This is a genomic window from Pseudomonas sp. SDO52101_S400 (genome assembly GCF_054071635.1).
Genome location: NZ_JBSVWF010000042.1, coordinates 41,486 through 56,153, shown reverse-complemented (window position 1 = coordinate 56,153; position 14,668 = coordinate 41,486). Strand labels below are relative to the sequence as shown.

Annotated in this window: 13 protein-coding genes and 1 pseudogene; 10 read left to right on the top strand and 4 right to left on the bottom strand. The window is 60.9% G+C overall.

What is annotated here, in order from left to right; genetic code table 11:
- The first annotated feature begins 335 nt into the window (after positions 1 to 335).
- From ACW9HX_RS20375 to ACW9HX_RS20360, 4 genes are all read left to right on the top strand, one after another.
- Positions 336 to 1,238, top strand: coding sequence for a chemotaxis protein CheV (locus tag ACW9HX_RS20375; RefSeq protein ID WP_096822815.1), 903 nt, complete (start codon positions 336 to 338; stop codon positions 1,236 to 1,238).
- 27 nt (positions 1,239 to 1,265) lie between these two features.
- Positions 1,266 to 1,724 (top strand): GNAT family N-acetyltransferase, encoded by a 459-nt coding sequence (locus ACW9HX_RS20370; protein ID WP_457381983.1) that lies wholly within the window; start codon positions 1,266 to 1,268, stop codon positions 1,722 to 1,724.
- Positions 1,725 to 1,894: 170 nt separating this feature from the next.
- A complete protein-coding gene (locus ACW9HX_RS20365) occupies positions 1,895 to 2,212 on the top strand; it encodes a hypothetical protein (RefSeq protein ID WP_457381979.1) in 318 nt (105 codons plus the stop codon).
- Between the two features lie 87 nt (positions 2,213 to 2,299).
- Complete coding sequence (locus ACW9HX_RS20360; protein WP_457381978.1) at positions 2,300 to 3,049, top strand: YkgJ family cysteine cluster protein; 750 nt, start codon at positions 2,300 to 2,302, stop codon at positions 3,047 to 3,049.
- Here ACW9HX_RS20360 and ACW9HX_RS20355 read toward each other — a convergent pair.
- From ACW9HX_RS20355 to ACW9HX_RS20340, 4 genes and pseudogenes are all read right to left on the bottom strand, one after another.
- The gene (locus ACW9HX_RS20355) at positions 3,046 to 4,110 is read right to left on the bottom strand and encodes a methyl-accepting chemotaxis protein (protein WP_457381982.1); all 1,065 of its coding nucleotides are present in this window, start codon (positions 4,108 to 4,110) and stop codon (positions 3,046 to 3,048) included. The two genes, ACW9HX_RS20360 and ACW9HX_RS20355, sit on opposite strands and share 4 nt — an antisense overlap.
- A gap of 243 nt (positions 4,111 to 4,353) precedes the next feature.
- Positions 4,354 to 4,635: pseudogene (locus ACW9HX_RS20350) on the bottom strand (PAS domain-containing protein); the annotation flags it as partial.
- Between the two features lie 147 nt (positions 4,636 to 4,782).
- Positions 4,783 to 5,022 carry a hypothetical protein gene (locus tag ACW9HX_RS20345; protein ID WP_236193404.1) on the bottom strand — a complete coding sequence of 80 codons (240 nt, stop codon included), beginning with the start codon at positions 5,020 to 5,022 and terminating at the stop codon, positions 4,783 to 4,785.
- Positions 5,023 to 5,133: 111 nt separating this feature from the next.
- The gene (locus ACW9HX_RS20340) at positions 5,134 to 5,439 is read right to left on the bottom strand and encodes a type 1 fimbrial protein (protein ID WP_457381977.1); all 306 of its coding nucleotides are present in this window, start codon (positions 5,437 to 5,439) and stop codon (positions 5,134 to 5,136) included.
- A 709-nt stretch (positions 5,440 to 6,148) separates the two neighbouring features.
- Between ACW9HX_RS20340 and ACW9HX_RS20335 the strand changes: the two genes are divergently transcribed.
- From ACW9HX_RS20335 to ACW9HX_RS20310, 6 genes are all read left to right on the top strand, one after another.
- Positions 6,149 to 7,309, top strand: coding sequence for an efflux RND transporter periplasmic adaptor subunit (locus tag ACW9HX_RS20335; RefSeq protein ID WP_457381976.1), 1,161 nt, complete (start codon positions 6,149 to 6,151; stop codon positions 7,307 to 7,309).
- Entirely contained in the window at positions 7,306 to 10,407 is a 3,102-nt protein-coding gene (locus tag ACW9HX_RS20330; protein WP_457381975.1) for a multidrug efflux RND transporter permease subunit, read from the top strand. The genes ACW9HX_RS20335 and ACW9HX_RS20330 overlap by 4 nt, the downstream gene beginning before the upstream one ends.
- 8 nt (positions 10,408 to 10,415) lie before the next feature.
- Positions 10,416 to 11,093 (top strand): heavy metal response regulator transcription factor, encoded by a 678-nt coding sequence (locus ACW9HX_RS20325; RefSeq protein ID WP_053123617.1) that lies wholly within the window; start codon positions 10,416 to 10,418, stop codon positions 11,091 to 11,093.
- A complete protein-coding gene (locus ACW9HX_RS20320) occupies positions 11,083 to 12,447 on the top strand; it encodes a heavy metal sensor histidine kinase (protein ID WP_457381974.1) in 1,365 nt (454 codons plus the stop codon). Before ACW9HX_RS20325 ends, ACW9HX_RS20320 begins: the two co-directional genes overlap by 11 nt.
- 306 nt (positions 12,448 to 12,753) lie before the next feature.
- Positions 12,754 to 12,975: a hypothetical protein gene (locus ACW9HX_RS20315; protein ID WP_457381973.1), complete on the top strand. Its 222-nt coding sequence runs from the start codon at positions 12,754 to 12,756 to the stop codon at positions 12,973 to 12,975.
- Between the two features lie 196 nt (positions 12,976 to 13,171).
- Positions 13,172 to 14,488, top strand: coding sequence for an OprD family porin (locus ACW9HX_RS20310; protein WP_457381972.1), 1,317 nt, complete (start codon positions 13,172 to 13,174; stop codon positions 14,486 to 14,488).
- Positions 14,489 to 14,668 lie beyond the last annotated feature (180 nt).

Genomic DNA, 14,668 nt, shown 5'->3' with positions numbered 1-14,668 from the left:
AAGTGTCCACCATGTCCCCGAACACCTGTCCACCATGTCCCCGGTACATACACCCTGAGGGAGAGGGGACTGATTGGGGGATATTGCAGAAATCCGCCGACGTGAACGATCTTTACTGAATCCATAATCGACTCGGTCATTCAGGTCGATGTACAACGCCAGACACCTCGGTCGGCTCCCTCTCCCTCCGGGAGAGGGCTGGGGTGAGGGGCTCTGGATCTCAACGCCACCCGACAACTAACCTAAAGCCCAACCTTTTGACGCCGATAACCCGGCATCAATAGTTTCTGGCGATTTCCACTCTCGCCCATCACCTTTTTCCACAGAAGGTTTTTATGTCTTCCAACAAAGCCCGCGCAGATTCACTTTCGCTTCTGCTGTTTACCTTGCGCAGCGGCAAGCTGATGGCGATCAACCTGCTGAAAGTCAGTGAAATCATCCCCTGCCCGCCGCTGACCAAGCTGCCGGAGTCGCACCCGCACGTCAAAGGCATCGCCACCCTGCGCGGCGCTTCGCTGTCGGTGATCGACCTGAGCCGTGCCATCGGCGAGCGGCCGCTGGAAGACCCGAACGGCGGCTGCCTGATCGTCACCGACGTCAGCCGCTCGAAACAGGGTCTGCACGTGCAGGCGGTGAGCAAGATCGTGCATTGCCTGACCACCGACATCAAACCGCCTCCGTTCGGCTCCGGTGGTTCGCGTGCCTACATCACCGGCGTGACCTCGGTCGACGGCACACTGGTGCAGGTGCTGGACATCGAAAAGGTCATCCATAGCATCGCCCCGGCACAGATCGAGATGGCTCCTACCGACCTGAGCATGGAAGACGCCGAAGTGCTGGGCAACGCGCGGATTCTGGTGGTCGACGACAGTCAGGTGGCGCTCCAGCAATCGGTGCACACCCTGCGCAACCTCGGCCTGCAATGCCACACCGCCCGCAGCGCCAAGGAAGCCATCGACTGCCTGCTGGACCTGCAAGGCACGGCGCAGCAAATCAACCTGATCGTCTCCGACATCGAAATGTCCGAGATGGACGGCTACGCCTTCACCCGGACCCTGCGTGAGACGCCGGACTTCGCTCACCTTTACGTGCTGTTGCACACCTCGCTGGACAGCGCGATGAACAGCGAAAAGGCCCGGCTCGCCGGGGCGAACGGGGTGCTGACCAAGTTCTCCTCGCCAGAACTGACCCACTGCCTGATCGAAGCGGCCAAACACGTCGCCGCCCACGGACACTGAGTCTTGAGCGAGACGTTCTGTTTTCTGATGCGGCGCGACCTGAACCAGGACGTGCCGGCCATCGAATGGCCGAACGGCATCGAACTCACTACTTACAGCGCCGAACAAGCCGCTGCTGTGCATGAACTGATGCAAATCGGTTACCGCGAAGGTGGCGGCCGGGTGCTGGCGCTGGACGTCTGGCAACAGCAGTTTGAAAACGATCCGGAATACGATCCGGCACTGTGCTTCATCGCCAGCGATGCCGAAGGCGTCATCGGTGTGGCGCAATGCTGGACCAGTTCCTACATCAAGAATCTGGTGGTACATCCACGCGCTCAAGGTCGTGGATTGGGTCGGGCATTGCTGCTTCATGCCTTCAAGGCGTTTCAGGATCGGCGCGAAGGGTTTGTCGATCTGAAGGTGCTGGAAGACAACCATCGGGCGCAGAGTTTGTATGAAAGGTCTGGAATGCATGTGGTCCGCCGGGAGTTGGTGCCGGACTGACAGACCGCCATCGCTGGCAAGCCAGCTCCCACAGGTTTCCGGGTGTTTGCAAAATCTGTATACGCCATCAATCCCTGTGGGAGCGGGCTTGCCCGCGATGACGGCCTCAAGACAACTTTCCCCGCTCAGGCATACTCCAATCCTGGACTGAACCCAAGGATGCCCGAACCATGAAACGCCTCGCCCTCTCCGTACTTTGCCTCATCGCCCCGTTGGCCCACGCCTCCAGCCCCGACGCCTGGGCCGCCTATGACAAAGCCGTGCTCGCCAGTTGCACCAAGGCCAGCGGCCTGAAAGACGCCAAACCGGTCGGTAACGCCGCGCAATTCGATGACCGCGTCGGCTACACCGCCCTGTTGCTGCAAGGCCAGTACCCGCAAAAACACATGAAGGGCCAGCAAGGCACCGAGCTGTGTCTGTACAACAAAAAGTCGAAAACCGCGTTTGTCACCGAATGGGACTCGATCCGCCCGACCACCAAGCCCTGATTGAATGGCGCACAACTTGCTTCAACCCAGTCCTGCGTGGCGGCTTTACGTCGCCGCTTCACACCCTGATTGAAGATTGCCCGTTCAATGAATACGAAGTTTTCCTGCGTAGGTTGCGGCAAATGCTGCACCGATCACCACGTGCCCCTGACGCTGGCCGAAGCCCGCATGTGGGCAGCCGACGGCGGTCAGGTGATCGTGCTGGTGGAGGCGTTTCTCGCCAACGGCCTGGGCCTGCCGGTGCAACAGCGCGAACACGCGCAGCGCCGCTCGGCGTTAGTGCGCAGCGGAAACTCCGACGCCCATGTGGCGATCACCTTCGCCGCCTACAACGTCGGGCCCTGCCGGAATCTTGACGAAGACAAGCTGTGCCGCATCTACGAGCGCCGGCCGCTGGTGTGCCGTATCTATCCCGCCGAAATCAATCCGCACATTGCGCTGAACCCTGCCGCCAAGGATTGCCCGCCGGAATCGTGGGACCAAGGGCCGGAGCTGATTGTCGGTGGAGAACTGGTGGATCAGGAACTGGTGACGCTGATCCAGCGCTCCCGTCAGGCGGATCGCGACGACATCCGGACCAAGGATGCAATTTGCGGACTGCTCGGCATCCGCACCACGGCGCTCAAGGGCGACGGGTTCACTGCCTACCTGCCGGATATGAGTGTTTTTGCTTCGGTGATTGATCAGGTGACAGCGCAACCATTGAGCGAAGTGTCCAGTGAATGGCAGTTTCATCTGTCCGGTGATGATGTCGCCGGGCAAGTGCTGGCGGCGGGTGCACAAGTGGTCACCGAGCCGCCGCAGACTTACGCGTTCATTTCCCTGCGCGCGGCCTAGGATCCCTGCCGCCGCGCCCAGAACTCCCGCGCCAGCGAGCGCAAATCCCCCGCCAGCCCCGCCACGTCCTGTGAGTTGAGCTGGCTCTGGCGGCCTTCATCCACCGTCAATTCACACGCCGTACGAATACTGACGATGTTGCGGTTGATGTCCTCGCTCACCGCGCTTTGCTCTTCGACTGCGGCAGCAATCTGCAGACTCATCTCGGTGATCTGCTCGACCCGGCCACTGATCCCGTCCAAGGCCCGGGCCGCGCGCTGGGCCTGTTCAACACTGTTATCCACATGCTCGCTGCTCTGCTGCATCACCAGCACCGCATCCCGTGCGCCATTTTGCAGGGTGCTGATCATCCGCTGAATCTCGTTGGTCGACTGCTGAGTGCGCTGGGCCAACCCCCGCACCTCATCGGCCACCACCGCAAACCCGCGCCCGGCATCCCCCGCCCGCGCCGCTTCGATTGCGGCGTTGAGCGCCAGCAGATTGGTCTGCTCGGCGATGCTGCGAATCACCTCCAGCACTCCGGAAATCTCGCTGCTGTGACCTTCGAGCTGATGAATCACCTCGGTCGCCCTGCCCAACTCTTCGGCCAGTCGCAAGACCGCGCTGCGACTCTCGCCGACCAGCAGATGCCCCTCACGGGTTTCCGTCCCCGCCATATCAGCCGCCACCGACGCCTGCTGCGCATGGCTGGCGACCTCGGCGACACTGGCAGCCATCTGATGAATCGCCGCCGCCACCTGATCGGTTTCCGCCTGCTGCGCCAGCGTACTGGTATGACTGCTGTGCAAATGATCGACCAGTTGCGCTGCGTGCCCGGCCAGCCGCTGCGACGCATCGCCGATCCGCCCGACCACCGCGCCGACCTGGGCTTCAAGCATCTGCAAGGCGAACTCGATCTGCCCGAACTGATCCCGCCGCCCGGTATAAATCCCCTGGCTCAACGGGTTGTCGGCAATCCCCCTCGCCCGCTCGGTCAGACGCTCCAGTGGCCGCAATAACCAGCCCACGCCCAAGGCACACGCACCACTTCCGGCCACCAGCGCAGCCGCTTCTATGCCCATGGACTCCGGCCGCAACCAGGCTTCAATCCCCAGCACCACCGCCAGCACCGAACTGGTCAACGCCATGATCCGCGCTCGCAAACCCAACACCGGCAGCCTATGCCACCGCGCCACCCGCCCCTCGCGCAACTGCGCATACGCCCGCTCCGCCGCAGCGATCTGCCGCGCATCCGGCCGCGTACGCACCGACTGAAACTCCACCGCCGCACCGTTCTGCGTGACCGGCGTGACATAGGCACTGACCCAGTAGTGATCACCGTTCTTGCAACGATTCTTCACCAGCCCCATCCACGACCGCCCGCGCTTGAGCGTCTGCCACATATGGGCAAACGCCTGCGCCGGCATGTCCGGATGACGCAACAGGTTATGCGGCGTGCCCAGCAGCTCGTCGCGGCTGTAACCGCTGATCTTGATGAAATCGTCGTTGGCGTAGGTGATCGCGCTGGTCAGATCGGTGGTCGAGAGAATGTTCGCATCCGGCGCAACATCGACATTGCGTCCGGTCACCGGGAGATTGATCTTCATGGAAAGCGCGCTCGTTTTATTGGAAAGAGTCGGCAGGGCTGCTGACTCTAAGCGCACTAACTGGTCAAACGTTGATCTGGCTCAGGAACTGAGCACTTAGCCATCACTGTGATCGAAAATCGCAGCGATGGCCGAGGAGGGATTGAATCAGCGCTTGCCCATCGAACGACGCGTGCCCGACGGTGCCGCGCCCGGGATCTTGGCATGACGGTCACCGTCCTTGCCTTTGAACTGCGGCTGCTTGGCCGCTTTGGCAGCCGCCAGGTCACCTGGCTTGAACGGAAACTTGAAGGCCGGGATCTTGGCTTTGGTGTCGCTGGTTTCAGCATGCTCGGCCGTGACGTCGCTGATAGCGTCATCAACTGGCGGTTGGGTCGGGGAAGTCATAAAAGCTCCGCAAAGCAAAAAGTCGGGCCCGAACAGTGAGCCGCGAAGGCGCGCAGTATACCTGCGCGCCCTGCATCGGTACCTGAAGATTTGCACCGCACGCCGAACGGCCTACAGATAACTGATGGTGACAATGCCCTTGTCGCTCGAAGTCTTCAGCGCCTCATAAGACAACGACAACGGCAACGCCTCATGGCTGCATGCATTGCGATAGGTATCGACATCAAGTGTCACGCCAGGCTTGACCTCAACGTGTCGCGACTCCTTCGAACCCAAAGCCCCGACACGCCCCACCTCACAACCGGAATCGACAATCCGCCCACTGAACCGGATCTCACCTGAACTCGTCTGCGGCGCGGCAAAGACACAAAGCGGAAGCCAAACAAGCCCAGCCGATATAGCAATATTCAACTTCATGGCAAAGACACTCCCGAAAGACCCACCCCAATGGTGTCAGGGCTGTACAACGTGTATCCGCTGGTGGGGGCGGATCTTTAGGAGCGTAGATGGCAGGAACCGGGAAAGAAGGAAATCCAAAGATCGCCAAGACAAATATGAAAGGTGAATCACACTTTCAAAACCGCATTGCTGAGAAACCACCACCACCACCACCACCACCACCACCACCACCACCACCACCACCACCACCACCCCGCTCTTCACCACTCAAAACAATGAGCGTTAGCTCGAGTACCGCTCTTGACGTACCGGCCCCATCGGAAGGCTGAGTGGAGGGATTTATCCGGGGGTGGGCGCGTAGCGCCGTTTGGCGAAGCCAAACACATCGAGAGGAGGTGCAGCGAAGCAAACCGGAGGCGATGCCCCCGGATGAATCCCGGAACGAAGGAACGCCGAGCCACAGCGAGGCGCCGAACGCCGGGGCCAAGCCTTTTGGTTCCTTTTTGGCGTTTGAAAAAGGGACTCGCCGTAAGGGCGAAACCGCCAACCGCAACACCCGAAAAAACGGATATACACCCATAACCCCAAGAGCATGGTCGGCCCAAAGGCCGCCAAGCCAAAAGCCGAAACTGACAGCGCCGACAGCTAGCCGTCACCCTCCTGACCCCCAAACAAGTTTATAAAGAACCAACCTGCCCAAACCCCGTCCCCCTGGCGCCCCACAAGCATGCAAATCCAGAAGAAAAAGGCCCTGCTCACCACCCTGCTGATCGCCCTCGCAGCCGCCGGCCTGTGGTACGCATACAAACCCGCTCCGGCCAAACTCGCCGCCCCCACCGCCATCCCGGTCAGGGTCGTCGCCGTCAGCGAAAAAGACGTCCCCCGCTACACCAGCGGCATCGGCTCGGTGCTCTCACTCCACAGCGTGGTGGTACGCCCACAGATCGACGGCATCCTCACCAAACTCCTGGTCAAAGAGGGTCAATTGGTCAAACAGGGCGACCTGCTCGCCACCATCGACGACCGCTCAATCCGCGCCAGCCTCGACCAGGCCCGGGCGCAACTGGGCGAAAGCCAGGCGCAACTGCAAGTGGCGCTGGTCAACCTCAAGCGCTACAAACTGCTCAGCGTCGACGACGGCGTATCGAAGCAGACCTACGACCAGCAACAGGCCCTGGTCAACCAGCTCAAGGCCACCGCCCAGGGCAATCAAGCCTCGATCGACGCGGCACAGGTACAGCTTTCCTACACCCAGATTCGCTCCCCGGTCACCGGTCGCGTCGGGATTCGCACGGTCGACGAAGGCAACTTCCTGCGCATGACCGACACTCAGGGTCTGTTCACCGTGACCCAGATCGACCCGATCGCCGTCGAGTTTTCCCTGCCCCAGCAAATGCTGCCGACCCTGCAGGGCCTGATCAACGACCCGCAGCGCGCGCAGGTCAAGGCCTACATCGGCGCCGACACCGACGGTGAAACCAGCAACCTGCTCGGCGAAGGTCACCTGACCCTGATCGACAATCAGATCAACACCAACACCGGCACCATCCGCGCCAAGGCCGAATTCGATAACCCCAACCAGAAGCTCTGGCCCGGCCTGCTGGTGACGGTAAAGATTCAGACGGCGCTGGATAAAGATGCGCTGGTTGTCCCGCCCACCGTCGTACAACGGGGTCTGGATCAACACTTCGTGTACCGGGTCAACGGCGACAAGGTTGAAGCCGTGCAGGTGCAAATGGTTTACCAGGGCAGCGGCCAGGACATCATCAAAGGCGTGAAACCCGGCGACGTATTGGTCAGTGATGGCCAGTCGCGACTCAAACCAGGTTCGACTGTGCAGGTCATGAGCGAACCACCGCAGGTGGTGCAAGCGGAGCCCAAGCCATGAAGCAGCACAAAGGCGTTTCGACCTGGTGCATCGACCATCCGGTGGCGACGATTCTGCTGACCATCGCGCTGGTGCTGGTCGGAGTGATTGCCTTCCCGCGTCTGCCGATTGCCCCATTGCCGGAAGCAGAATTTCCGACGATCCAGGTCTCCGCACAACTGCCCGGCGCCAGCCCCGACACCATGGCATCCTCCGTGGCCACGCCGCTGGAGGTGCAATTCAGCGCCATCCCCGGCATGACCCAGATGACCTCCAGCAGCGCTTTGGGCTCCAGCCTGCTGACCCTGCAATTCACCCTCGACAAGAGCATCGACACCGCCGCCCAGGAAGTGCAGGCCGCGATCAACACCGCCGCCGGCAAACTGCCGAAAGACATGCCGACCCTGCCGACCTGGAAGAAGGTCAACCCGGCCGACAGCCCGGTGTTGATCCTCAGCGTCAGCTCCACGCAAATGCCCGGCACTGAACTCAGTGACCTGGTGGAAACCCTGCTGGCCCGTCAGATCAGTCAGATCGATGGCGTAGGCCAGATCAACATCACCGGTCAGCAACGTCCGGCTATTCGCGTACAGGCCTCGGCGGACAAACTGGCGGCTATCGGCCTGACCCTCGCCGACATTCGTCTGGCGATCCAGCAGACCAGCCTCAACCTTGCCAAAGGTGCGCTGTACGGCGAATCGAGCATTTCCACGCTGTCGACCAATGACCAGTTGTTCCACCCTGAGGAATACAGCCAGCTCATCGTTTCCTACAAGGATGGCGCCCCGGTTCACCTGAAAGATGTCGCCAAAGTCGTCAACGGTTCGGAAGATGCCTACGTGCAAGCCTGGGCCGGCGATCAACCGGGGGTGAACCTGGTGATCTCCCGCCAGCCGGGGGCCAACATCGTCGAGACCGTGGACCGCATTCAAGCCGCCCTGCCCGGCCTCGAAGCCATGCTGCCGGCCTCGGTGCAGGTCAAGGTGTTGATCGACCGCACCCAGACCATTCGCGCCTCCCTGCATGAAGTGGAAATCACCCTGCTGATCGCGATTCTGCTGGTGGTGGCGGTGATGGCGCTGTTCCTGCGCCAGTTGTCGGCGACGATGATTGTATCGGCGGTGCTCGGTGTGTCGCTGACCGCCAGTTTCGCCTTGATGTACTTGCTCGGTTTCAGCCTGAACAACCTGACCCTCGTTGCCATCGTGGTGGCGGTCGGATTCGTGGTCGACGATGCGATCGTGGTGGTGGAAAACATTCACCGCCACCTGGAAGCCGGCGACAGCATGCGCGAAGCGGCGGTCAAGGGCGCTGGCGAGATCGGTTTCACCGTGGTCTCGATCAGTTTCTCGCTGGTGGCGGCGTTCATTCCGCTGCTGTTCATGGGCGGTGTGGTCGGGCGCTTGTTCAAGGAGTTCGCCCTGACGGCCACCTCGACCATCATGATTTCCGTGGTGGTGTCGCTGACTCTGGCGCCGACGCTCGCCGCGCTGTTCATGCGCAAACCAGTGCATCATGCCCATGACAAACCGGGGTTCAGCGAGCGCCTGCTCGGCTGGTACGAAAAAGGCCTGCGCCGCGCACTCGCCCACCAGAAACTGATGATCGGCGTATTCGGTATCTCGGTCGCGATGGCTATCGGCGGTTACATCTTTATCCCCAAAGGGTTCTTCCCGGTGCAGGACACCGGTTTCGTCCTCGGCACCACCGAAGCCGCTGCGGACATCTCCTACAGCGACATGGTGAAAAAACACCTGGCGATGGCCGAAATCGTCGCCGCCGACCCGGCCGTCCAGGCGTTTTCACATTCTGTGGGTGTGTCCGGCAGCAACCAGACCATCGCCAACGGCCGCTTCTGGATTGCCCTGAAAAAACGCGGTGATCGCGACGTCTCGGCCAGCCAGTTCATCGACCGCATCCGTCCGCAACTGATGAAAGTCCCCGGTATCGTGCTTTACCTGCGCGCCGGCCAGGACATCAACCTCAGCTCCGGCCCGAGCCGAGCGCAGTATCAATATGTGCTCAAGAGCAATGACGGGCCGACACTCGCCACCTGGACCCAGAAACTGACCGAAAAACTGCGCAGCAACCCGGCGTTCCGCGACATTTCCAACGACCTGCAACTGGGCGGCAGCATCACTCACATCAGCATCGACCGCAGTGCCGCCGCGCGCTTCGGCCTGACCGCCAGCGATGTCGACGAGGCGCTGTACGACGCGTTCGGGCAACGGCAGATCAACGAGTTCCAGACCCAGGTCAACCAGTACAACGTGATTCTGGAACTAGACACCGCGCAGCGCGGCAAGGCCGAAAGCCTCAACTATTTCTACCTGCGCTCACCGTTGAGCGGGGAAATGGTGCCGCTGTCGGCGCTGGCCCGGTTCGACGCACCGACCATCGGCCCTCTGTCGATTGCCCACGACGGCATGTTCCCGGCCGCCAACCTGTCGTTCAACCTGGCGCCCGGCGTGGCGTTGGGTGACGCGGTAATCCTGCTCAATCAGGCCAAGGCCGAGATCGGCATGCCGACCGCGATCAGCGGCAACTTCCAGGGGGCGGCGCAGGCATTCCAGAGTTCCCTGGCCAGCCAGCCGTGGCTGATTCTGGCGGCGCTGGTAGCGGTGTACATCATTCTCGGAGTGCTTTATGAAAGCTTCGTCCATCCGCTGACGATCATCTCGACCTTGCCGGCAGCAGGCCTGGGCGCGGTGATCATGCTGTGGATCTGCGGCCAGGACTTTTCGATCATGGCGCTGATCGGGCTGGTGTTGCTGATCGGTATCGTGAAGAAGAACGGCATCCTGATGATCGACTTCGCCCTCGAAGCGCAACGCAATCGCGGGCTATCGCCGCAGGACGCCATTTTCGAAGCGTGTATCACGCGGTTCAGGCCGATCATCATGACCACCCTCGCCGCCCTGCTCGGCGCCCTGCCGCTGATGCTCGGTTACGGCACCGGTGCCGAACTGCGCCAGCCGCTGGGGATCGCGGTCGTGGGCGGCTTGCTGGTCAGCCAGATGCTGACGCTGTTCACCACACCGGTCATATACTTGTGGCTTGAGCGGCTGTTCCACAAGCCCAAACCATCGCCCGTCGCGGCGCTGGCAACGACAGACTGAGGCGGGTCATGCGCGTTCTGATTATCGAAGACGAAGAGAAAACCGCGGACTACCTGCACCGAGGCTTGACGGAGCAGGGTTACACCGTGGATCTGGCCCGCGACGGCATCGAGGGCCTGCACCTGGCGCTGGAAAGTGACTACGCGGTGATCGTCCTCGACGTGATGCTGCCGGGTCTCGACGGCTTCGGTGTGCTGCGAGCCTTGCGTGCACGCAAGCAGACGCCAGTGATCATGCTAACCGCCCGCGAGCGGGTCGAAGACCGGATCCGTGGTTTGCGCGACGGCGCCGACGATTACCTCGGCAAACCGTTTTCCTTCCTCGAACTGGTGGCGCGCCTGCAAGCGCTGACCCGCCGCAGCGGCGGCCATGAACCGGTGCAGGTGAGCATCGCCGACCTGTGGATCGATCTGATCAGTCGCAAGGCCACCCGCGCCGGCACCCGACTGGACCTGACCGCGAAGGAGTTTTCGCTGCTCAGCGTGCTGGCCCGGCGTCAGGGCGAAATCCTGTCGAAAACCGCGATTGCCGAGATGGTCTGGGACATCAATTTCGACAGCGACGCCAACGTCGTCGAAGTCGCGATCAAGCGTCTGCGGGCCAAGCTTGACGGGCCGTTCGACGAGAAACTGCTGCACACCATCCGTGGCATGGGTTATGTGCTGGAGAGCCGTGGTGTCCAGTAACTCCATCGCCCTGCGCTTGAGCGGCATGTTCACACTGGTGGCGCTGCTGGTGTTCCTGTTGATCGGCGGCGCGCTGTATCAACAAGTGGACAAAGGCCTGGGCCTGCTGCCGGAAGCGGAACTCGATGCGCGTTATAGCGTGCTTGAATCAGCGCTCAATCGTTACGGTACGCCCGAGCATTGGGTGAAGATCAATGCCAAGCTCAAGCTGCTCGGCGAAGAAGACAAGCGCATCCACTTTTGGGTGGTGAGCGGCAATCCTGAGTATGAATTCGGCGAGCCGGATACCTTGATCCGTGGGTTTGCCCAAGGCCCGCTGGGCATGCGCGACCTGCAACTGCCCGACCATCCCTATCCGCTGAAAGTGCTGCTGACCGAACTCCCGGCCAAGGATCAGCGCCCGCCGCTGCGCTTCATGATCGGCATCGACACCGAGACCTTTCACCAGACCCAGCATCAGCTGCTGATCGCACTTGTCAGTCTGGCGGTGATCGGCGTGCTGCTGGCCTCGGCTTTGGGTTACTGGGTGGCGCGAATCGGCCTCCAACCGCTGATCAAACTGTCCCACGAAGCCCAGCGCCTGGCCCCGCCGCTGCGGGCCGGACGCCTGCGTCTGTCGCCATTGCCGCCGGAGCTGGAACAGTTCGTCGACTCGTTCAACTCGACGCTGGAACGGGTTGAACAAGCCTACTCGCGGCTGGAATCGTTCAACGCCGACGTGGCCCATGAACTGCGCTCGCCGTTGACCAACCTGATCGGCCAGACTCAGGTTGCCCTCACTCGCGGGCGCTCTGCCGAACATTATTTCGAAGTGCTGCAATCCAATCTCGAAGAGCTGGAGCGCCTGCGCTCGATCATCAACGACATGCTGTTTCTGGCCAGTGCCGATCAGGGCAGCAAGGCCACCAAACTGACCTCGACATCACTTGCCGATGAAGTGGCGACTACCCTCGAATACCTCGACTTCATCCTCGAGGATGCACAGGTACAGGTTCGGGTGAGCGGCGACGCGCAGGTACAGATCGAGATCGCCCATCTGCGCCGGGCGTTGATCAATCTGCTGAGCAATGCGGTGCAGCACACCGCGCCGGGACAGGTGATCGACGTGCAGATCACGGTCGAGGAACATCAGGTCAGTATCGGCGTGGCCAACCCCGGCGCGCCGATTGCCAGCGAGCATTTGCCTCGATTGTTCGAGCGGTTTTATCGGGTGGATGCGTCGCGCAGTAACAGTGGAAATAACCATGGGTTGGGGTTGGCGATCGTCAAGGCGATTGCGCTCATGCATGGTGGTGATGTGTTCGTGCGCAGTGATCGGGGGATGAACACTTTTGGTATTCATCTTCCGGTCTGAAAGCCCCTCACCCTAACCCTCTCCCGGGGGGAGAGGGGACTGACCGAGTTGTCGTTTCGAGTTACATCGACCTGAACTACCGAGCCGATCTCAGGCTTTGAAAAGCCCCCAATCTGCTCCCTTTCCCCCTCGCCCCCTTGGGGGGAGAGGGCTGGGGTGAGGGGGTAGGCCCTTAGATACAACGCAAATCCCGACTTTTACCTAACACGCAACAGTCATTTATGAAAATCACGCTGTTTCCCAACGCCCGGCAACCTTATCTTTGCCCGCACCAAACAGCACTTGCCAAGCAAGAAGGTTTTCAAGATGTCCAACAGTATGGGTATTGCCAGCGCTTTCGTTTTGTCCTCATTGATCCTGTCGCCGATGGCGATGGCTGAAGAATCGCAGTCGTTCGTAGCGCAAAACGCCGCTCGCGCCCAGGCATTCGAGCAGTATCAGGCAGACGTGATGGCCAAGGCCCAAGACGCCACGCAAGCCCCTCAGGCTGCAACTTCCCAGGCTCAGGCATCCGAGAAAGACAGCTGAGTCACGCACCGCGCAACGTTTCCCTCGACGCGGTTGTTTGGCTCTTCCCGTTCAACCGTCGTCCTTCCAGGCCGCTGACTTTCAGCGGCCTTTTTTCGTTGTGGTGTGCAAGCGGTCTGCTTCGTCTCTTACAATTAGAAACATCCCGCACCTCAAAACAATGAAGTGTCAGTTGACCCAAGGAGCTTTACCGCAAGTGCGTTACCCAGTCCGCTTCACCCCGCTGTTCATTGCAATTGCCGCAACGATTGCCCCCGCCGCCCACGCCGCCGAACCCGAGAAAGAAGGCTTCGTCGAAGGCTCGAGCCTCAACCTCAACGCCCGCAACTACTACATGAATCGCAACCGCATGCAGCAGGCGGACGACAACATCGAGTGGGGCCAGGGTTTCCTCGGCAAATTCCAGTCGGGCTACACCGAAGGCACAGTCGGATTCGGCATCGATGCCCACGCAATGCTCGGTCTGAAACTTGATGGCGGTGGCGGTACGGACAACTCCAGCATCTTGCCGGTCAGCGACGGCAACGGAAAGGCGCCGGGCTCGTTCTCCACGGCGGGCGGCACTTTGAAAATGCGCGCATTCGATACCGAACTGAAGGCCGGTGACCTGTTCCTCACCAACCCGGTGATCGCCGGCGGTGAAAGCCGCATGCTGCCGCAGACCTTCCGCGGCGTCAGCCTGACCAACCACAGCTTCGACGGTTGGATGATCGAAGGCGGCCAGGCCAGTTTCACCAAGCCGTATAACCAGAGCGGCCACAAGCGTATCGGCACCTCTTATGGCACCCTCGCCGACGGCGATAACAGCCAGCATTTGAACTGGGCCGGCGTGGCCTGGAGCGGTGTCGAAGGTTTGACCAGTAATCTGTACGCTGCCGAACTCAAGGACATCTGGAACCAGTACTACTACGACCTCGACTACACTTGGGCGCTGAACAACCTGGTGACCCTTAATCCGGGCCTGCACTTCTATCACACGCAGGACACCGGCGACGCGTTGCTGGGCAACATCGACAACAACACCTACAGCCTGCATTTCACCGTCGGCATCGGCAGCCACAGCGTCACCGCCGCGTATCAGCGGGTCAACGGCAACACGCCGTTCGATTACATCAGCCAGGGTGACAGCGTTTACCTCGACAACTCCCAGCAGTACTCGGACTTCAACGGCCCGAACGAACGCTCGTGGAAACTCAAGTACGCCTACGACTTCGCAGGTCTGGGCCTGCCGGGCCTGACTTCGGCGGTGTCTTACTCGCGCGGCACGCTGGACCTGACCAAGGTCGACCCGGACAGCAAAGGCTACGCCTCGTGGTACAGCGCCGAAGGCCGCAACGCCAAACACTGGGAACGCGACATCGATCTCAAATACGTGGTGCAGAGCGGTCAGGCCAAAGACCTGGCGGTACGCCTGCAATGGGCTACCAACCGTGGCGGCAACGGTTACGGCGCGCTGGACACCGACACAGATGAATACCGCGTGATCATCGACTACCCGATCAACGTCTTCTAAGATCGGCGCTAAGCTGAGGGTGGCCTGCCTGAGCAGGCAGGTCACTTACACTGTGGGAGCGAGCCTGCTCGCGATAACGGAGTGTCAGTAACAGGAATGCTGACTGATTCACCGCTATCGCGAGCAGGCTCGCTCCCACATTGTTATCCACAGGCCTACTCTTAGAAGTATCCATCACCG